At 39.8% G+C, this 19,912-nt stretch carries 16 protein-coding genes; 9 read left to right on the top strand and 7 right to left on the bottom strand.

Annotated elements, in window-relative coordinates; genetic code table 11:
* Positions 1–28 precede the first annotated feature (28 nt).
* Positions 29–1,276 carry a DUF1214 domain-containing protein gene (locus tag PLEUR7319_RS34340; RefSeq protein WP_237743518.1) on the top strand — a complete coding sequence of 416 codons (1,248 nt, stop codon included), beginning with the start codon at positions 29–31 and terminating at the stop codon, positions 1,274–1,276.
* A 76-nt stretch (positions 1,277–1,352) separates the two neighbouring features.
* A complete protein-coding gene (locus tag PLEUR7319_RS0105095) occupies positions 1,353–2,375 on the top strand; it encodes a DUF1254 domain-containing protein (protein WP_019504125.1) in 1,023 nt (340 codons plus the stop codon).
* An 81-nt stretch (positions 2,376–2,456) separates the two neighbouring features.
* Here the strand turns inward: PLEUR7319_RS0105095 and PLEUR7319_RS0105090 are convergent, their stop codons facing one another.
* The 4 genes from PLEUR7319_RS0105090 to PLEUR7319_RS0105075 form a co-directional block, all read right to left on the bottom strand.
* Positions 2,457–3,356 carry a metal ABC transporter permease gene (locus PLEUR7319_RS0105090; protein WP_019504124.1) on the bottom strand — a complete coding sequence of 300 codons (900 nt, stop codon included), beginning with the start codon at positions 3,354–3,356 and terminating at the stop codon, positions 2,457–2,459.
* The gene (locus PLEUR7319_RS0105085) at positions 3,353–4,123 is read right to left on the bottom strand and encodes a metal ABC transporter ATP-binding protein (protein WP_019504123.1); all 771 of its coding nucleotides are present in this window, start codon (positions 4,121–4,123) and stop codon (positions 3,353–3,355) included. Before PLEUR7319_RS0105085 ends, PLEUR7319_RS0105090 begins: the two co-directional genes overlap by 4 nt.
* Positions 4,124–4,168: 45 nt before the next feature.
* Complete coding sequence (locus tag PLEUR7319_RS0105080; RefSeq protein ID WP_026102311.1) at positions 4,169–5,158, bottom strand: metal ABC transporter substrate-binding protein; 990 nt, start codon at positions 5,156–5,158, stop codon at positions 4,169–4,171.
* 450 nt (positions 5,159–5,608) lie between these two features.
* Positions 5,609–6,499: a rhodanese-related sulfurtransferase gene (locus PLEUR7319_RS0105075; protein WP_036799327.1), complete on the bottom strand. Its 891-nt coding sequence runs from the start codon at positions 6,497–6,499 to the stop codon at positions 5,609–5,611.
* Between the two features lie 157 nt (positions 6,500–6,656).
* Here PLEUR7319_RS0105075 and PLEUR7319_RS0105070 point away from each other — a divergent pair, with 157 nt between their 5' ends.
* The 6 genes from PLEUR7319_RS0105070 (at position 6,657) to PLEUR7319_RS0105045 (ending at position 11,153) form a co-directional block, all read left to right on the top strand.
* A complete protein-coding gene (locus PLEUR7319_RS0105070) occupies positions 6,657–7,163 on the top strand; it encodes a GNAT family N-acetyltransferase (protein WP_019504120.1) in 507 nt (168 codons plus the stop codon).
* The gene (locus PLEUR7319_RS34335; RefSeq protein WP_019504119.1) at positions 7,156–8,112 is read left to right on the top strand and encodes a hypothetical protein; all 957 of its coding nucleotides are present in this window, start codon (positions 7,156–7,158) and stop codon (positions 8,110–8,112) included. Before PLEUR7319_RS0105070 ends, PLEUR7319_RS34335 begins: the two co-directional genes overlap by 8 nt.
* Positions 8,113–8,630: 518 nt before the next feature.
* Positions 8,631–9,974, top strand: a complete 1,344-nt coding sequence (locus PLEUR7319_RS0105060; protein WP_019504118.1) for a cytochrome P450 — start codon at positions 8,631–8,633, stop codon at positions 9,972–9,974.
* Between the two features lie 283 nt (positions 9,975–10,257).
* Positions 10,258–10,530 (top strand): type II toxin-antitoxin system Phd/YefM family antitoxin, encoded by a 273-nt coding sequence (locus tag PLEUR7319_RS0105055; RefSeq protein WP_019504117.1) that lies wholly within the window; start codon positions 10,258–10,260, stop codon positions 10,528–10,530.
* Positions 10,511–10,780 carry a Txe/YoeB family addiction module toxin gene (locus PLEUR7319_RS0105050; protein ID WP_019504116.1) on the top strand — a complete coding sequence of 90 codons (270 nt, stop codon included), beginning with the start codon at positions 10,511–10,513 and terminating at the stop codon, positions 10,778–10,780. The genes PLEUR7319_RS0105055 and PLEUR7319_RS0105050 overlap by 20 nt, the downstream gene beginning before the upstream one ends.
* Positions 10,781–10,949: 169 nt before the next feature.
* On the top strand, positions 10,950–11,153 hold the full coding sequence (locus PLEUR7319_RS0105045) for a hypothetical protein (RefSeq protein ID WP_019504115.1): 204 nt from the start codon (positions 10,950–10,952) through the stop codon (positions 11,151–11,153).
* A gap of 178 nt (positions 11,154–11,331) precedes the next feature.
* Here PLEUR7319_RS0105045 and gatA read toward each other — a convergent pair whose 3' ends face one another.
* The gene (gene gatA, locus PLEUR7319_RS0105040) at positions 11,332–12,786 is read right to left on the bottom strand and encodes an Asp-tRNA(Asn)/Glu-tRNA(Gln) amidotransferase subunit GatA (RefSeq protein WP_019504114.1); all 1,455 of its coding nucleotides are present in this window, start codon (positions 12,784–12,786) and stop codon (positions 11,332–11,334) included.
* A 200-nt stretch (positions 12,787–12,986) separates the two neighbouring features.
* Positions 12,987–13,289: a 30S ribosomal protein S14 gene (rpsN, locus tag PLEUR7319_RS0105035; protein WP_019504113.1), complete on the bottom strand. Its 303-nt coding sequence runs from the start codon at positions 13,287–13,289 to the stop codon at positions 12,987–12,989.
* A 179-nt stretch (positions 13,290–13,468) separates the two neighbouring features.
* Between rpsN and PLEUR7319_RS0105030 the strand changes: the two genes are divergently transcribed.
* The gene (locus PLEUR7319_RS0105030; protein ID WP_019504112.1) at positions 13,469–18,304 is read left to right on the top strand and encodes a caspase family protein; all 4,836 of its coding nucleotides are present in this window, start codon (positions 13,469–13,471) and stop codon (positions 18,302–18,304) included.
* Positions 18,305–18,350: 46 nt separating this feature from the next.
* Here PLEUR7319_RS0105030 and PLEUR7319_RS0105025 read toward each other — a convergent pair whose 3' ends face one another.
* Entirely contained in the window at positions 18,351–19,805 is a 1,455-nt protein-coding gene (locus PLEUR7319_RS0105025) for a PLP-dependent aminotransferase family protein (RefSeq protein ID WP_019504111.1), read from the bottom strand.
* Positions 19,806–19,912 lie beyond the last annotated feature (107 nt).

Below are 19,912 nucleotides of genomic sequence, written 5' to 3'. Positions count from 1 at the left end.
CCAAGCCTACTTGTGGGGAACTGCGGTATTGGTCAATGGTGTGTGGCGACAGGCAAACTTGAGCGTAGCTGGTCCTCTCGATTTTGTGACTTACAGCACTGTCAAAGAGAAATATGGGATCATCACCTCAAATATGAATACCCCCTATATGATGGCCTTTCCTAACCTAAAGGAAACTGGTCCTTTGATTCTTGAAGTTCCAGCGGGTCCGACTGGAGGCATCTTAAACGACATCGAACACCGTCATATTGCAGATATAGGTCAGGCGGGTCCTGACAAAGGACAAGGGGGCAAATACCTGATTCTTCACGAGTCATGGGAAGAGCCAAAAGATGCTAACGCTGACTTTATTATCCGTTCTCAGACATACTTGTTCTGGGTGGGAACGCGAATTTTAACCAACGATCGAGAAGAGTCAAAGCAACTTATAGAAGGTCACAACCTCTACCCTTTAGGGAGTGAATCGAAGACCAAAGTAATTTCCATCGGTGACAAGGAGTATCGTGGGTGGCATCCCGATGGTATGGACTATTGGAAAGCTCTGCACGCCATCATCCAGATTGAGGATTTTCCAGCTGAAGACCGCTATATGCTTCAGTTTCTGGCACGAGTTGGTATTGAGAAGGGCAAGCCTTTTAACCCCACAGATAAGCAACAAGAGATTCTCCTCGAAGCCGAGAAGGTGGGAAAAGTCATGGCAATGTCCCTATCGGCAGCACGCGATCGATTCACAGGAAGATTCTATGACGACGGTACTAAGTGGACAGTTCATTTGGGCGGAATTTCCAACTCAGATCATATTAACGAGAATGGCATGAAGGAACTTGATGGGTTGGTTTCCTATTCGTGGGAAGCTATTTCCATGTCCGATGGCATGATGAAGGAGCTTGTTGGTGTGGGTTCAAAATATCTTGCAGCCTACGCCGATGCAGACGGAAACTGGTTTGATGGCTCTCATACCTATCAGCTTACTGTGCCACCAAATGTACCTGCTAAACAATTCTGGTCATTTATTGTCTATTCACACAAGACACGAACTTTTATTCGCAACCAAGATCTCAAACCAGGGATTAGTTCGCGAGATGAGTTGCAGAAGAACGAAGATGGTTCTGTAACGATCGCCATCGGCCCAGAAAGACCTGAGAATGTCCCAGAGTCGAATTTTATCTATAGCAATCCCGACGAGGGCTGGTTCACCTACTTTCGGACTTATGCCCCCACCGAAGCCTACTTTGAAAAAACTTGGCGTTTACCTGACATTCAACGGGTTGAATAGTTCGATTAACGATCGCAACACAGTAAAAAACAGTGTTTTAAGAACAAGAATATTTAACTGTATGAGGACTAAAACAATGGGTGAAAGTTCAACTATAAAACTTACCGATGAAAATTTTTCCACAGCGATGGCTGGTAAATATTTTCAGCAAGTGATTGACCGAGGTGGAGTTAATCAATTTACTCATCTCCGAGAGGTTAGCAGCGTGGAAACCCAAAACATTATTCGTGAAAATCGCGATACTCTCTATTCCTGGGGAATCTTTGATGTCAAAGATGGATTAGAAATCTCATTGCCAGCAGCAGGGGATATCTACATGAGTGCTTTAGTAATTGACAATGACACTTTTATCGTCCGTGAAGAAGATTTTGATAAGACTGGGGATATCGGTACTTATCAGGCGTACTCAGACAAGCCTCGCACCATTAGGATATCTCACCAACAAGCAGTGACTGATTTTGTCTATGTCGTCCTGCGGACTCAAACTGATGCCACTCCCGAAGGAGATAAAAAAGCAAACGGTCTTCAAGATGCCGTCAATACCAAGCAGGGGTCAACAGATGTCTGGAAATCACGCCAGTGGGACTGGGAAGCAGTGGAACAGAAACGCCAGAGTTATGTTCCATACCTGTCTGAAATTGTCGCTAAAGGAAGTGAGGGAGGATATAACGAGCGAGGAAAAACAGACCAATTTGAACACAACTTCTACTCAGCGATTGGCTGGGGAGGGCAACTAGAACGCTATGCTACCTATGGCACTACTCCAGACTTCACGGAATTTGGAGAAGATGGAGCGATCGCCCAGATTGAGTCGCCCAATATTGATTACGACCGAAACGGCTTCTGGTCTTATCAAGTGTACGGTTTAGATGGTTATCTTCACAGTAATAACAGTACATTAAACAATTACAACACCAAGCCAAATCCCGATGGGACTATTACACTCCGTTTTGGCTCTAAAGAAGTATTTGGAACTGACGAAAATAGAGTTGACAAACCAGACGAAGGATTCTCCATCACGACCCGTTTTTATAACCCCAAGGGTTCAATTTCACCAAGCTTGCTTAATCCTTCCCTGAAACGATATCCTCAGAAATAAGGCGTTGTAAAGTAGGCAGGATCTCTGTCGGAAACAAACGCCTTTTTCGTGAGACAATTGGCGATCGCCAATTAAAGCTGGCTAAACTTTACCTTGCGTTCCATCTAAAATTGGTTGTTGACGACGGAAACTCTGAGCCAAAATACCGTACTTGGGTGCAAAGACCATTGCAACCATAAATAATATTGTCAAAAGTACCACGATCGCTCCCCCTGTAGAGACATCAAAATGGTAGCTACAATAAGTTCCCATGACACAAGAGAAGATGCTGGTGGCGATGGAGATCCATAGCATACGGTCAAAGCGATCAGTTAATAAATATGCCGTTGAGCCAGGGGTTACTAGCATGGCAATGACCAGAATAATACCTGCGGTTTGCAGGGCAGTAACGATGGTTAAAGCTAGCACCGAAAGCAGAGTATAAAACATCAGCTGGGTGTTGAGACCAATGGCTTTAGCGTGGTTGGGATCGAAACAGAATAATAACAGGTCTTTGCGTCGTATTAAAATCACTACCAGAGTGGTAATACCTGCAATTAAAGTTTGAATGATATCTTCTTGAGAAATACCCAGGACGTTACCGAATAGAATATGAAACAAGTCAATATTACTGGGAATTTTTGTAATCAGCACCAAACCGAAGGCAAAAAAGCCTGTAAACACTACTCCAATAACAGCATCTTCTTTGAGGCGAGTTTTTGACTTGATATAGCCAATAGCAACGGTTGCCCCAAACCCGAACAGAAACGCCCCGATCGCAAAGGGAATATTTAAAGCATAGGCTACTACTACCCCAGGCACGACCGCATGGGAAACTGCATCTCCCATGAGCGACCACCCCTTAAGGGTAATGTAACAAGAAAGCACCGCACACACTAAACCAACAAAGGCACTAACCCAAATCGCCCGAACTAAAAAAGGATATTGTAAGGGTTCTACTAGCCAGTCGATCGGAGCAATAGCCATCATTATATCGCTCATCGATCTACCTCAGAGTTTTGGTAGATATTCATAGGTAAGCCGTCGAAAGTCATGGATAAATTCTCTTCGGTAAAAGTTTCTTCTGTTGTTCCCGAAGCGAGAATTGTTTTATTGAGCAGAATAGTGCGATCGCAAAAAGTAGAAATCGAGGCTAAATCATGAGTAGAGACTAGAATAGTGTGTCCTTCTGATCGTAATTGCATCAGTAGAGCGATAATCCGTCTTTCAGTTTTCACATCTACACCTGTAAACGGCTCATCTAGCAAAATCACCTTACCTTCTTGAGCCAAGGCTCGCGCCAAGAATGCCCGCTTCTTCTGACCTCCAGACAATTCGCCAATTTGATGGTGGCGAAAATCGGTCATGCCTACCCGTTCCAAACTTTCCATCACCAGGCGACGGTCTTTTGAACTAGGGATACGCAACAGGTTCATGTAGCCGTAGCGACCCATCATGACCACATCGTATACACTGACAGGAAAATTCCAGTCTACTTCATCCGACTGCGGTACATAAGCCATTAATTGTTTTTTCTGAGCTTTTTGTACTGGTAAACCGCCAACCTGAATTTGTCCTTGAGCTGGTTTTAAAAATCCCATGATGGATTTAAATAAGGTAGATTTACCACTGCCGTTTGGTCCTACTAAAGCAGTAATCGTACCTGGTTCTACAGTGCAGCTAGCATTGTAAAGAGCTAGTTTAGCATTATTGTAGGTAACGCTCAGATTATTTACTGTAATATCTAGAAGTTGAGTTGCTGTTGGCATAATCTTTTAATTACTGATTACTGATTACTGATTACTGATTACTGATTACTGATTACCGGCATTACTACCCGCCAACAAACCATTAGCAATGGTGCGAGCATCGTATTCGAGTAAATCTATAAAAGTAGGAACTGGTCCTTCTTCTGTCGAAAGGGAATCTACATAAAGGTTGCCCCCAAATCTTGCCCCCGTTGTTTTGGCAACTTGTTTCTGCCCTTCGTCGCTCACGGTAGTTTCGCAAAAAATAGTGGGTACATTATTGGCTTTCACTTCTTCAATTACACCCTGTATCTGCTTAGGGGTAAATTGCTGTTCGGCGTTAATGGGCCACATATAAATCTCTTCCATATTGTAGTCACGAGCGAGATAAGAAAATGCTCCTTCGCAACTTACTAAATACCTTTGATTTTCAGGCACTTGTGTTAAATCTGCCTCCAGTTCTTCATCAATGGCTTTGAGCTTTTGGCTATATGCTTCGGCATTGGCATTATAGGTATCGGCGTTTTCGGGATCGAGTTCCCCAAAGGCTTGACGAATATTTTCTACGTAAACCAAAGCATTTTTAGGAGACATCCAAGCGTGGGGATTAGGTTTGTCTGTATAAGGTCCTTCAGAAATCGGTATCGGCTCAATGCCCTCTGTCAACAATACGGTCGGAACATCTCTAACGTTACCCAGAAACTGCTTAAACCAACGCTCTAAATCCATGCCGTTGTAAAGAATCAAGTCGGCATTTTGGGCTTTAACAATGTCACTAGGGGTGGGTTCGTAGCCGTGAATTTCCGCACCGATGCGAGTAATGGATTCTACCACTAGTTTATCTCCTGCAACATTTTGAGCAATGTCTGCTAAGACAGTAAAAGTCGTGATGACTTTCTTTTTACCTTCGGTATCTGCTGCAACATCAGTGGCATCTGTATTGTTTGATGTAGCTGTTGACGAAGTTCCTTCTGTCCCACTACAGCCAGTGAGCCACATCCCTAGCGTTATGCTAAAGAATAAAATCATGCCTCGCTTTAAAAAAGTTTCCGCCATAGAGAAATAAGTGACCTTTATTTCATAATTATATCACTTTGTTTTCATATTTATCTCATAATTGAGTTGACGGTGACTATTGGCTATTTTCAGACGATAGCCCTAGTACTCTAACAACGTGAGTTCGAAATTCGGAATTCGGAGTTAGGAGTTATGTTTTTCTTAAGGAAAAAATCAGGACTTTAGAGATCTAGAAATCAGAAAGTTGCGAAATATTTAAGCTTTTTTCGCTTCGTTGAACTCACGTCTAACAAGTTTGAATTGAGGGATAAATCTTTTGACTCTGAACTAACCTATAACCCATAACCTATAACTCTGAATTCGGAACTTTTTTTGCATCCATCAAAACAAAATTGGCAGACTGCTAGAGGGTTAAAAGCCTTTAAAAAATTCTACTTTTAACTCTTAAAAAGAGGTGGAAAATTAGCTTTTCGTGAATGTATCAACCAGTCAGCTATTTTGCTTCTTGAGATATTCTCGATGTCTGCGGCGATCTTCTTGACGAGCTTTTTTCTCTGGAGTAAGTTTGTCGTAACAGTAAGGACAAGAAATATGAGATTCGTAATGAGGGGAGTTTTTATCGACTTCTGATATCGGATGTCCACAAGCATAGCAGAGGTCATAGCTTCCCGATTTTAATCCTTCTTTAACAGCAACTCGTTCATCAAATACAAAGCATTCTCCCTCCCACATACTTTCTTCAGATGAAACATTTTCTAGATATTTGAGAATTCCACCTTTGAGATGGTATACCTCTTTAAATCCTTGAGAAAGTAGATAAGAAGAAGCTTTTTCACAACGAATTCCTCCTGTACAAAACATTGCTACTTTAGGATGTTCTTCGGGGTCGAGATGCTTGGCAGCGTATTCAGGAAATTCCCGAAAAGATTCGGTTTTAGGATTGCTGGCACCCCGAAAACTGCCAAGTTTTACTTCATAGTCATTTCTCGTATCGATGACTACTACTTCTGGGTCGCTAATGATCTGGTTCCAATCTTGAGGATCGACATAAGTCCCCACCTGGTTATTGGGATTGGCATCGGGTATGCCGATAGTAACGATCTCTTGCTTGATTTTTACTTTTAATCTGGCAAAAGGTTGTTTTTGTGATTTAGATTCTTTATGTTCTAAATCTTCTAAATTAGGAATTTTACGCAGTTGATCTAAGATAGCAGCGATCGCGCTCTCGCTACCCGCAATTGTCCCATTAATTCCTTCTTCGGCTAAGATAATTGTCCCTTTAATACCTTTTTCTCGACAAGATGTTAAAAGCTGTAATTTTTTGGTTTCCAGGTCGGAAATAGTCGCAAATTTATAAAAAGTAGCAATTGTATAATTCATTGCCAGAGTATGATTATCAGTCAAATATTGAGTTCTATTATAGAAACAATTCGTCACATTTTTGTCACAGGAATTTTTATAGCTCAAATCGATATATCTTTTAGTTAGCCCCGCCATAAAATAAGCAAGTAAACAATGATAGATAGGGTAAAGCTAAATGCAAATTGTTGAAACCCCCAGACTAACACTGAGATTTTTTACTTCTCGTGACTTAGAAGCTTTAACTCCGATCTTAAGCGATCCCCAAGTAATGCAATTTTCAATTATAGGGGTACATAATCAAAAGCAAATCAGACAATTTATCGACCAAAGATTGCTATCTTACCTAGAAAGAGGTTTTGGTTTGTATGCCATAGTTCTCAAGGAGACTCATGAACTTATTGGCTATTGCGGTTTTTTTGTCCAAAAAATTGAGCAACAGGCAGAGGTGGAAATAGGTTATCGTCTAGCTACTAAATATTGGCAACAAGGATTTGCTACAGAAGCAGCAAAGGCAGTCTGTGAATACGGTAAACAAAGATTTAATTTTAAACGTTTCGTTTGTCTAATTGAACCTGCTAATGTCCGTTCAATTCGAGTTGCCCAAAAATTAGGCATGGAACTAGAAAAAAAGATTGTTTACTATGGCATTGATGTAGATATGTATAGTATGAATTGTGAATAATGATGTTTATCAACAAATTTGGAATAGCGATCGCCATAGATTTCTAGTTAGTCCTCGCGATAATAATGGTAATTGGCTCGATCCCGAAGCTGATATTTTGCTCGATGAACAAATAAAAGCCTTTGGAAAACGAGATTTAGATCTAGCACAGAAACCACTTTTTTATCGAGTTAACGAAGTCAAATTAGATAAAATACCCACATTTGTTAGCTTAATTAAGCTATTAGATAATTATAAATTTGCCAATCAGCAAGCAGAAATTATCACTAGAGCTGAAAAAACAGAAATCGAGCAATTTATTGATGATATTTGTCAGACTAAACCCATCAAAATAGCCAGACATTATATTAATAATCAACTTAAGTTTAAATTATCTCCAGAAATTTTTCGACAGAATCTAATTAGTATTTGGTTCGATCTATATACTAATTATTTTGGTGGTATTCCCATTAAAGATGCCTCGGCTTTTGAACATATTTTTGTGGGAGAGGGAAAATATGATTTTTCTGAGGAAACAAATAACATTATTTCTGGGGCAATATCAGGCTATCATTCCTGGATTAAATTTTACCTAGATGAGAAACAACAACGGGTCAACTATCTCGGTCATAATTATGATCTTCAGGGGGATACAGGTATTGAAAATCCTTATGTAGTAACCTTACAAATGTTGTGGCAGGATCATGATGCCCAAGAAAATCTGACCGTAGAACTATTTAAGAAAAAAGGTTGTTTTTTTGTTGGCACTAGCCCAGAATGCGAAATTGCTATGGGAACAGTGGCATATTACGAGAATTTAGCCGGTTATAAATTTAGAGATAAAAAGCGACGTACGACAATCAATGGCGTGACCTATGATTTAGCTCTATACCGCAATATTGAACCAGATGGTAAAAGAGGAAACTATATTCGTTCTTTTTATCCGATTTTTTTAGGGACTGGAAATTAGAGCTCAGACTAAAACCGATTGACAAAGGTAGTGTTTAATTTCTTCATAAAAGTCTTACTCTGAAATCAGAATCACCAATACTCGTTACTTACGTCTAATGTGAATTCAGAAATTCAGAGAGTCTTTTAATAGCTCTAAGCTATAAGCCATAAGCTATAAGCTATAAGCTTTTAAAACAATTTTCAAGTGTATGATCTTAAGTTGAAAACTTCTTTAAATAATGAATTTAAGCAGATAAGTATGGAACAAGAAAGTCAGAAAGATCATCTCTAACATAATTTAGCGAACAGGCTTAGAGCTTAAAGCTTGTAGCTTAGAGCCTAAAACCGTTTAATGCGAAGGAAGCTAATTCACATCAGGCGTTACTTATTACTCGTTACTTATTACTCAATTTATTAAGTGACCTATACGAAACGGATTTAGTATTAGACTTTGTTCCTGCCTGAGTTACAAATTGATTCCAGCAAAAATCACTAAAATACTAATAGTAGCTAGCTCAGTTAATCGAATTTAAACTAATGAAATTAATTCCCAAGCTAAAACAATCCCCTCTACAACAAAAATTGCTGTGGGTTGCCAAACCAGATAAATATATGGATTTAGCCTTTAAACAAGCTCCTGATATGTTTATCGCTGATGTAGCTGGTGCAGATACTTATGTCTATGTCAACCATCCTGAAGCGATGCGACAAATAATAACTAGCGATCGCCAGAAATTTTTTGCTTCTGGTAAAGATAATCAGTTGTTAAAGCCTTTGGTGGGAGAAAATTCTGTATTCTTGATTGAAGGCGATCCCCATAAAAAACGCCGTAAATTGTTGTTACCTCCTTTTCATGGTGAGAGGATGCAAGTTTATAGTCAATTGATTTGCGATCTTACCCGCAATATTATCGGTAACCTCACGCCTAATCAGTCTTTTGAAGCTCGCCAAATATCACAAAAGGTATCTTTACAGGTAATTTTAGAAGCAGTATTTGGACTACAAGACAGCAATCGTGCTCAAGAGTTGAAACAACGTATTACTAAACTGACTAATATTTTTGAATCTTCTCTCGCCTCTGCTTTACTGTTTTTCCCTTGGGTACAAAAAGATTTGGGTGCCTGGAGTCCCTGGGGAAACTTTTTGCGTCAACAACAAGCAATTGATGCAGCAATTTATCAAGAACTAGCGTTTAGAAGAACTCAGGACATCAGTGATCGTCAAGATATCTTGTCTCTGATGATGTCTGCACGAGATGAAACAGGAGGAGCTTTAAGCGATTCAGAACTACGAGATGAATTGATGACCTTAATGCTGGCGGGACACGAAACTACCGCTTCGGCGATCGCTTGGTCACTATATTGGGTTCATCGCTATCCTCAAATTAAAGCCAAATTAGAGGCCGAAATAGCTAGCTTGGATTCAGCTCCAGATCCCATGGAAATTGCTAAATTGCCTTTCTTAGACGCAGTTTGTAAAGAAACTCTGCGGATTTATCCTATTGGTATGCTAACTTTTCCTCGGGTAGTGCAAGAACCAATGGAACTGATGGGCTACAAATTAGAGGTAGGACAAATATTATTGGGTTGTATTTATCTGCTCCATCAACGAGAAGATGTCTATCCAGAACCGACTAAATTTAAGCCCGAACGTTTTTTAGAACGAGAATTTTCTGCATATGAATTTTTTCCCTTTGGTGGTGGCAAACGTCGCTGTATTGGAGAGGCATTGGCTCAACTAGAGATGAAGTTGGTTCTAGCAACAATTATCTCTCAATTTGAATTAGAGTTAGTTAGCCAAAAACCTGAAACTCCAACTCGCCGAGGTGTTACCCTTGCTCCTAAAACAGGAGTCAGGATGATTTTTAAGGGTAAAAAATAGTATATTCTCTTAATCCGTTTCGTTATTCTTTCTAATTTCACCAGATTATATTTTTCAATCATTGGCGATCGCGGAGCCTGGATGGAGTCCAATCGCCTCTGGCGGTGGGCGTAGCCCAATCAGCTTTGCTGGTGCGCGACACAGTTGCGGAGCAAGTACATGCGGCTTAAGCCTTTGTTTAGGGCGGAGCGCAATCGCCTTGGACTCTAACTGATTTCAGACTGACTATATTTTGCGATAAACTGTACGGTATTACCGTACATAATTTGAGAGCAATAAAAAAGTGGATAGCATTAGCGTCAATCAATTTAGGGAAAAATTAAAGCACTGTGTCGAAAGAGTCATTCAAGAGCATCAGCCTTTAAAAGTCACTCGTCGTAATGGGGAAGATTTTGTGGTTATTAGCGCAGAAGACTGGGAAAGGGAACAAGAAACGCTGTATGTTTTACAAAACCCAAGCTTGATGCAGCAAATTGATGAATCCCAATCAACTCATAATTTGGATCGAGGATATAAACCAAGTAATGAAGAACTAGATGAGATCTTTAGTCTTTGAAGGAAAAACTTGGCAAATATACGAGGAGCTTAGGAAAAAAGACCGCAAACTGCATCAAAATCTCTGCAAAATTCTGAAAGAGATGCTTCGGGGAGATCCGGCGCTCGGATTAGGTAAGCCTGAGCCATTGAAACATAACTTATCCGGTTTTTGGTCAAGAAGATTATCGCAGAAAGATCGTCTTATTTATAAGTTTGACGATCGCTATATCTATATATTTGCCATTGGCGGTCATTACGAGCAATTTTAAAAAATTAACTAATGAGTAATAAGTATTAGTTGGAACAACTTGGCTAAAAAAACTAAACACTACTGTTACTAAGCAAATTTAGTATCACTTTTTCCCTTTATATTGCATTTATCTTTTACTAAAGATAAAAATATTAAAATGCCTACAGAAGAGTTGGATAACAGAAGATATGAATTCTAACAATATCAACCCTGAGACTAATCCTACTGAGATAAATGCTGCGGAGCAGAAAAATGCTGACAACCAATATCAGCAGGAAGCCTCAAAATTTATTAATGATACTTCCCTAGACAAAATGCTAGAAATGGCAGAAATAGCTCGAATGAAGAAACTATCCGAACCACCTAAGTGGGTAATTCCCGACGATATTTAAGTATAGGGTAATGCGATATGCAACTTTACCCATTTCTTTATCTGGTTCTACCCTTTAAGAAGACAGGACTGTTTCATTATGAGCAGAATTTTGGAATAGTGGGGAATTAGGGAGATAGGGAAGTAGGAAAAGTACCTTATTACTTTTTCCTCATCCTTCATCCCTTATCCCTCATCCTTTAAAGACTTGGTTGCTTTTTATGCCATTCTGTTGCTTGTTCGTAAGCATAGGCAGTATGAAACAGTACATCCTCCCTCAAGACATTACTAATTAACTGCAATCCAATGGGTAAACCCTGGTTATCAAAACCACAGGGAATGCTCATTCCTGGTAAACCAGCTAAGTTAACCGGAATAGTCATTAAGTCTAAAAGATACATACTTAAAGGATCTGTAGTTTTATCACCTGCTTTGAACGCTGTAGTGGGCGCAGTAGGAGCAACCAAAACATCTACATCTTCAAATGCCTGCTCAAAATCCTGTTTAATTAAGGTACGGACTTTTTGCGCTTTGAGATAATAAGCGTCATAGTATCCTGCCGACAGTGCATAAGTGCCGATCATAATGCGCCGTTTCACTTCCGTTCCAAAACCAGCAGCACGAGTATTAGTGTACATCTCTAGCAGGTTATCTGAATCCTGACGAATACCATACTTAACTGCATCATAACGAGCTAAATTAGCCGAAGCTTCAGAAGGAGCAATAATATAGTATGCTGCAATACCATAACGGAAACGAGGACAAGAAATTTCTTTGATTTCCGCACCCAACTCTTTCAATTTAGCGATCGCACTATTAACTTTTTCAGCGACGATAGGATCTAATCCTTCGCCAAAAGTTTCTTTAATAATCCCTACTTTTAAACCTTTTTTTAGTTTTGGTTGCAGATGTTGAGTATAGTCAGGAATATCTACTTTAAGGCTAGTAGAATCATTAGGATCGTGTCCTGCAATTTCTCCCAATAAAATTGCCGCATCTTCTACATTACGAGCAAAAGGACCAATTTGATCCAAAGACGAACCAAAAGCCACCAAACCAAAACGAGAGACTAAACCATAAGTTGGCTTGATTCCTACTACACCGCAAAGAGAAGCTGGTTGGCGAATTGAACCACCTGTATCTGAACCCAAGGAAACCACACATTCTCCCGCAGCAACAGCAGCCGCCGAACCACCAGAAGAACCTCCCGGTACTCTTGCCAAATCCCAAGGGTTAGCTGTTACTTGAAAACCAGAGTTTTCCGTAGAACCTCCCATAGCAAACTCATCCAGATTTGTTTTACCCACCAATACCGCACCTGCATCTTTCAATCTCTGGGTAACAGTCGATTCATAGGGAGGAACAAAATTAGCCAGTATTTGGGAAGCGCAGGTGGTTTTAATCCCCTTGGTACACATATTATCTTTAATACCCATGGGAACACCTGCAAGTATTCCGATCTCTTCCCCGGCTGCAATTTTGGCATCTACTTCTTTAGCAGTGGCTAAAGCGCGATCGGCAGTCACAGACAAAAACGCCTTTACTTTTGGTTCTACCTTTTCAATTTGTTGTAAAGTCGCTTGGGCAATTTCTACTGCCGAACGTTCTTTGTTAACTAATTGCTGATGTAACTCTTTTATACTTCCTTGGTACATCAAATTACCTTTATTTAATAGCTGTTAAGACTTAGTAGTTTTATCTTGTTCTGGTTACTCTTGGCAACTTCAGGACAACCCTAAAGTCACTCTAATTAATTCTAATTGATGACATGACCTTAGTTTTGATCCGCAAAAAAATAGCCGCAAGTTTGTAGCTTGAGACTTACGACTTAAAATTGATTAATTGATTTATAATTTTACCAACTCGATTTAACTACGCCTGGAAGTAAACCTTCATGAGCCCATTCCCGTAAAACGTTACGAGATAAACCAAAATCACGATAGTATCCTCTTGGTCTACCAGTCACCATACAACGATTTCGTTTACGAGTAGGGGAGCTATCTCGAGGTAGTCTTTGGATTTGACGATGGATTTCTAGTTTTTCAGCTGCGGAAGTTGCTTTACGAAAACTTTCTTTTAATTCCGCTCTTTTATCAGCATATTTTGCAACTAAGCGAGCGCGTTTTTTTTCTCGCTCGACCATACTTTTCTTTGCCATAAAAATTATTGCTATTAATAAACACACAGTCTATTAGTATAACTCGAACTAGAATTAGATAAAATTTTTTTACCAAGCTTTGATAACAATATGAAATTTTGAACAATTAGACTGCATAAATAGGGAGCATTTGACCTAAAGATATATACTGACTTTTACAAATCAAATGGTAACAAGCGATGTGTCCTCGCGCTAAACCCAGTTCTAAAGTAACTTCTAAATCATCAACTGCCAAACTTTGGATTCTCTTGGTGGGTGTGAATCAATACCAAGACCAAGAAAATTTACCTTCTCTTCAATATTCGGCTTTGGATTGTCAGGGTTTAGGGGAAGCACTTAAGGAAGCTACAGCTAGCTTGACTGCCAAGGAAGTTATTATTCACCATGATTTTGTAAGTCAACATCCCTACATAACAGATGTTCAGCGTAGTATTGCACACATAGTTAATTCAGCTAGTTCTAATGATACAATTCTGTTTTATTTTTCGGGACACGGTATTTTAGATCCCAAGACTCAACAAGTAATTTTATGCTTGAGTGATACTAATACTAAAAAACTATTAACTACAGGTTTACCGTTAAACACCCTATTAAAACAGTTAAGTAACTGTGCAGCCAGTCAGCAATTGGTCTGGTTAGATGCATGTCATAGTGGTGGGATGACTTTGAGGGGGACAGAGAGTCGAAGTTTAGTCGATCCTAGTTCCCAGTTAGTTGAGGTTTTGCGGCATAAGGCAGCGGAAAGTAAAGGGTTTTATGCTTTATTGTCCTGCGATCAAACTCAACAATCCTGGGAGTTTCCCGAATTAGGACATGGAGTATTTACTTATTATTTGATGCGGGGTTTACGAGGTGAAGCTGCCGATCCCCAAGGTGTAATTGAAGCTGACGCTTTATATCAGTATGTCTATCATCAAACCTTACGGTATATAGATAAAACTAATCAACAGATCCGATTAATTAACCAGCAAAAAAGTAGTCGGGGAGAAAGACGACTACAATCAGAATTTCCCTTGCAGACTCCCAAACGTATTGTGGAAGGCTTTGGTAAGGTTATCCTGGGTAAGCGATCGCTTTGTAATTTAGAAGTTAATCCTCGTCAGGCATTAGTAATTGATGGTGGATTGAAAACCAATCGTACTCTAGCTTTAAGTCAAATCTTAAAGAGTGAAGGGCAATTTAATCTCAGATATTTTCCCCAAACCAATGAACCCTGGACAAAAGTAAAAGATGCGATCGCCAAGTGCTTAAATTCCCAGGTGACGACTAAAACTACTCCAGAAATCACCACGGCTTTACTTTATCTACGAGGACAAATTGAAACCACAGATTTGGGAGAATCCTGGTTGGTTTTAAGGGATGGTATTCGCATATCTCGTTCTTGGTTAAGAACAATCCTCAAAAATTCCCGAGCTGTCCAGCAGATCGTGATCTTAGACTGTCCTGGGGAACATTCTCTAATGGAATGGGTAGAAGAATTGCAACTAGAAGCGGAACGAGGACAGTGTTTAATTGCTGCCAATGCCCCTCAAGAGTCTTCACAGCAGTTTACCAGTGCCTTATGGGAAACTCTGCAAACTGCCGATTCTCATGCCGGATTTCCCGTCGCTGCCTGGATTACTCAGTTACAGATTGCCTTAGCAGGAACAGAAATTGTGCCTCAAGTTTGGCTCTCAGGGACTCAGGGAGTAATCGAGGTGTTGCCCTACAAAAATGGCGTAGCAAATCATCAGCCCGTTTTGGATTTAGGCATCTGTCCCTATATGGGATTACAGGCATTCAACGAAGACAGTGCTGAATATTTTTATGGCAGAGAAGCTTTAGTCCAAAAGTTATTAAATCGTCTTAATCATCAGCCTAGTTTGGCGGTAGTTGGGGCTTCTGGTAGTGGTAAATCCTCAGCAGTTCAGGCGGGGGTGATGGCACAACTGAGACAGGGTAAACAACTACCAGGAAGCGATCGCTGGTGGCTGGGTTGTTTTCGTCCTGGGAATAAGCCTGTACAAGCATTAGCTAAATTATTAACCGACTCTGGTAGCAAAGAATCTCAAGCACAACAAAAACTTCAAATTGAGGGCTTACTTTATCAGGGTGTAGAGGGATTTGTGCGTTGGTTACGAACTCGGACGGAACCAATGGTATTGCTAGTAATCGATCAGTTTGAGGAGTTGTTTACCCTGGCGGGAGATAGTGAACGTCAAGAATTTATTGATTTAATACTGGGAGCAATTAAATACGCGGGCGATCGCTTTAAATTAGTCTTAACTATTAGAGCAGATTTTGTGGCTTCTTGTTTAGAAATACCTGAGTTAGCACAGATATTGCAAAAAGACAGCGTTTTAGTCCCCCCGTATCTGACAGAAGAAGATTACCGCAGTGCGATCGTCAAACCTGCTGAACAAGTAGGTTTAAAAGTTGAATCTGGTTTAGTCGAAGTATTATTACAGGACTTAGACCGTTCCGCAGGGGATCTACCGCTATTACAGTTTGCTTTGCAACAACTGTGGGAACGTCGCCAAAATGGAAATTTAACCCTTAAAGCCTATCAAGAATTAGGGGGTATCAAGGGTGCATTAGAAAGGCAAGCCCAGGCAGTATACGATAATCTCGATAGTGAATCGCAAGATTGTGCGAGATGGATTTTCCTCAACCTGACTCAGTTAGGAGAAGGGACAGAAGATACCCGTCGTCGGATTACTAAATCTAATTTAGTCGTAGCTAAATATCCCGAGGCTTTGATCGATAAAACCTTACGGGTACTCACAGATGCCAAATTATTAGTAGTTAACCTAGATAACGGCACAAATATTGGACAGAGTCGCAGTGCCGACTCTCCGCCGGCTGACGATGAACTATTTATGGAGGCGATGCGCCAGGAAGCAACAGTAGAAGTTGTCCACGAAATCCTGATTCGTCACTGGTCAAGTTTGCGTTGGTGGTTAGAAGAAAATAGAAGTAGGTTGCGATCGCAACGTCAGATCGAACAAGCAGCAGTTTTATGGTTGCAAAAAAATAAACAGGATGATTTTCTCTTGCGAGGTGTACGTTTAGCAGAAGCAGAAGAAATATTTGTTAAATACACCGACGAGTTGTCCGATACTGCCAAAGAATATGTCGCTAGTTGTATTGATGCCAGGCTTGCTGAACAACGAGAAGCAAAAAGACGCTTACGTAAAGCACAAATTACTGCTGCTACCCTTGGTGTATTGGGTTTAGCGGCTACTGCTTTTGGTGTCACTGCATATCGCCAAAAACTAATTACTCAACTTGAAAATATCGACAGTTTAAATGCTATTGCTGAAGCGCAATTATTGTCGAATCAACAGTTAGAATCTTTGGCTACTAGTGTTAAAGCAGCAAAAGAATTAGGCAAAATCAATAGTTTAGGTGAATTTTTAGTCGGTCAAGATAATTGGCAAGATACCCAAGCTCAAACTACTGCTACTCTGCAACAGTCGATTTATGGCACTCAGGAATTAAATCGTCTTGAAGGTCATAGTCAAAAAGTTAATGCTGTCAGCATTAGCAATGATGGGCAATTAATCGCTACTGCTAGTGACGATCAAACTATAAAAGTTTGGCAACATGATGGTACTTTACTCGATACTTTAACTGCGGAACAAGCACAAGCAAATCCGATTGCTTTAACCTTAGATGGTAATCCGAGTCAAATTATCAATCCTATTTATTCAGCCAAAAACAAGCTTACTCCCAAACATAGTGCCTACCTGGTTTCTACTAATAATGATGGTCTAGTGCAACTACGGTCAAAATCAGATAATCAAATAATTAGTTCTTACTCTCATTCAGAACCAGTTAACAGCGTCAGTATTAGTCCTGATGGAGAATTATTAGCCACTGCGACTATTGATGGCAACGTTAACATCTGGAGTAAGGATGGTATTTTGCAGCAAACTTTAAGCGGACATACAGGAGAAGTATCGGACGTTGAGTTTATTCCGAATCAAGACAGCCAAAGATATAAACTAATTTCTACTGGTGTCGATAAAACTGTCAGAATCTGGCAAGTTTTTAATCGCTATTTAGAAAAAGCAGAGGGAATTTATAGTGTTGCAGTTTCACCCATCTCCTCTGGTACATTTGCTACAGCCGATTGGGATGGCAAGATTAAAATTTGGCGTAATCATTCTGGTGACGCCCACAAACTTTTTCACTCTATATCAGGACATGATGAAGCTATTTCACAAATCAAATATAGTCCTGATGGTAAATTTATTGTCTCGGCAAGTTGGGATAAAACTATTAAGCTTTGGAATGCGGAAAATGGTGATTTAGTAGATAAGCTGAAAGGTCATCAGGATGGAATCAATAGTATTGTCTTTAGTCCCGATAGTAAAATTTTAATCTCTGGTAGCGAAGATAAAACTCTTAAACTGTGGAATTTAGAGGGTGAACCAAAACTAATTAAAACCCTAAAAGGACACAAAGATAGTATCAAAACTGTTACTGTTAGTCCCGATGGCAATTTCATTGCTTCCGCTGGATACGACAACATGATTAAACTCTGGACGATCGCCGGAGAATTTTTACAAACTATTGATGCCCACGATCTAGCTATTACCTCCTTAGAATTCTCTCCTGACGGCGAAATCTTGGCTTCAGCTAGTTGGGATAATACCGTTAAAATCTGGAGGATACAAGGAAAAACCAACCAGCTATTACAAACTCTTACAGGACATCAGGATGGTGTAACTACGATTAGCTTTAATTCTGATGGTACTCTGTTAGCGACCGGAAGTGGCGATCGCCAGATTAAACTTTGGAATACCGAAACAGGAAGACTAATCAAAAATCTTCGAGGACATACTAGCCAAATTAATAGTCTGGCATTTAGTAGCGACGATCAGTCAATAATTAGTGCTGAAGAACAACAAGGTCTATTTTCCTGGAACCTGGACTTAGATAATCTCTTAACTCAAGGATGCGATCGCTTGTCTGACTATCTGACAAATAATCCTAGTGTGAAACAGAGTGAACAAAAAATCTGCCTATAAGATTCATCAAAAATAAAAAATAATTAACAGTTTTGTGTAGATCATCTTAAATTTTAACTAGATGTTTTTTCAACAACTTTCCTAAGATTGCAATACCCTGCTCAATTATTTCAGGAGAATGGGAAAAGTTTAGACGTAATGCATTGTATCCTTTTTGACCTGGAAAAAACGGCATACCTGGATAAACAAATACATTTTCTGACCAAGCTTGACGAGCAATTGAAACTAGAGAAATTTCAGCAGGTAGCTGCACCCAGAGAAATAAGCCGCCATTAGGTACAGTCCAAGTAGCTTCTTCGGGAAAACAACCTTCTAATGCTTGCAGCATGGCGTTACGACTGCACAGATTGCTAGCTCGCAGATGATTAAGATGATGACGATGATGTCCTGACGCGAGATATTCGCTGACAATTGCCTGAGAAACGGTAGAAACGTGAAGATCGTGAAATAATTTTTGTTCTAACAAAGGACGATAATGTTTTCCTGTGGCGAGAATGTACCCAACTCTTAATCCAGGCATCAAAGTTTTGGAAAATGTACCAGTGTAGATAACTGCATCACTGTCATCTAAGGATTTTATCGGTGGAGGAACAGGCTCAAAGTTTAAACCTTCGTAGGCATTATCTTCTAAAATCAAACAATTGTGTTGTTCGGCTAAGGCTAATAATTGCTGACGATGCTGAAGTGTAGTGGTGATTCCAGTAGGATTTTGTAACGTAGATACAGTATAAATTAATTTGGGATGATGGCTTTGTAAATACTGTTCTAGAAGCTCTAAATTGATTCCTGAACCCTGCATCGGAATACCAATAATTCTGGCTCCAATATTTTCAATAATTTCTAAAGAACCATAATATGTGGGACTTTCGGTTATTATCCAGTCTCCAGGCTGAAGATAGTGATTCAGTACTAGAGATAGACCTTGCTTCGATCCGTTAGTAATAATTAGATTTTCAGGAGATAATTCCAATCCCAATTGGATCAGCATCTTGGCAATTTGTTGTCTTAAAACAAGTTGTCCTTGAGGAAAGTCATAGTTAAATAAAGTTTCTGTTACCTTTTTCATGGCTCGTCTGGCATGACGCTGTAAATCTTTTAATCCAGATGAGATAGGAAAGCCACTACTAAAATCAATTGCTCCAGGCTGACTTTTTGCTTGTACCGAAAGTTGATAAATATCAAAGAAGGAAGCACTTTTTTGTTGAGGAATAATGACTTTTTGTTCTGGAGCAAAGTTAGATTGAGATGGAAGATCAATAAGGATTTCTGGGTTAACAAAGTATCCAGAGCCTGGACTTGCATGAATTAAACCATCTGCTTCTAAAATGTTATAAGCCTCAATAACAGTTAATTTATTAACCTGAATATTTTTAGCCAAAGAGCGAATTGAAGGAAGGCGATCTCCAGTTTTTAAAGTTCCCGACTTAATTAAACGACTAAAGCGATCGCGAATTTGTAAATAAACTGGCTTTACTGCCTGACGATTAATAGGAATTCTCATTTTTGCTTCCTCTGTGCGTCTTCAGTTATATTACGCGATCTTTTTAATAACCTACTGGTACAGTTTTGGTGGATTTTTAATAGAACAGCTGCAAAATACGTTAACTG

It is taken from the genome of Pleurocapsa sp. PCC 7319 (genome assembly GCF_000332195.1).
Taxonomy (GTDB): domain Bacteria; phylum Cyanobacteriota; class Cyanobacteriia; order Cyanobacteriales; family Xenococcaceae; genus Waterburya.
Note: the sequence above shows the minus strand (reverse complement) of the source record. Positions and strands in the feature narration are given on the sequence as shown.

Excerpts from the sequence above, each read along its gene's own strand:
- PLEUR7319_RS0105095 (WP_019504125.1), top strand. The coding sequence starts at position 1,353 with ATGGGTGAAAGTTCAACTATAAAACTTACCGATGAAAATTTTTCCACA.
- PLEUR7319_RS0105090 (WP_019504124.1), bottom strand. The coding sequence starts at position 3,356 with ATGAGCGATATAATGATGGCTATTGCTCCGATCGACTGGCTAGTAGAA.
- PLEUR7319_RS0105085 (WP_019504123.1), bottom strand. The coding sequence starts at position 4,123 with ATGCCAACAGCAACTCAACTTCTAGATATTACAGTAAATAATCTGAGC.
- PLEUR7319_RS0105080 (WP_026102311.1), bottom strand. The coding sequence starts at position 5,158 with ATGGCGGAAACTTTTTTAAAGCGAGGCATGATTTTATTCTTTAGCATA.
- PLEUR7319_RS0105075 (WP_036799327.1), bottom strand. The coding sequence starts at position 6,499 with ATGAATTATACAATTGCTACTTTTTATAAATTTGCGACTATTTCCGAC.
- PLEUR7319_RS0105070 (WP_019504120.1), top strand. The coding sequence starts at position 6,657 with ATGCAAATTGTTGAAACCCCCAGACTAACACTGAGATTTTTTACTTCT.
- PLEUR7319_RS0105060 (WP_019504118.1), top strand. The coding sequence starts at position 8,631 with ATGAAATTAATTCCCAAGCTAAAACAATCCCCTCTACAACAAAAATTG.
- PLEUR7319_RS0105050 (WP_019504116.1), top strand. The coding sequence starts at position 10,511 with ATGAGATCTTTAGTCTTTGAAGGAAAAACTTGGCAAATATACGAGGAG.
- PLEUR7319_RS0105045 (WP_019504115.1), top strand. The coding sequence starts at position 10,950 with ATGAATTCTAACAATATCAACCCTGAGACTAATCCTACTGAGATAAAT.
- gatA (WP_019504114.1), bottom strand. The coding sequence starts at position 12,786 with ATGTACCAAGGAAGTATAAAAGAGTTACATCAGCAATTAGTTAACAAA.
- rpsN (WP_019504113.1), bottom strand. The coding sequence starts at position 13,289 with ATGGCAAAGAAAAGTATGGTCGAGCGAGAAAAAAAACGCGCTCGCTTA.
- PLEUR7319_RS0105030 (WP_019504112.1), top strand. The coding sequence starts at position 13,469 with ATGTGTCCTCGCGCTAAACCCAGTTCTAAAGTAACTTCTAAATCATCA.
- PLEUR7319_RS0105025 (WP_019504111.1), bottom strand. The coding sequence starts at position 19,805 with ATGAGAATTCCTATTAATCGTCAGGCAGTAAAGCCAGTTTATTTACAA.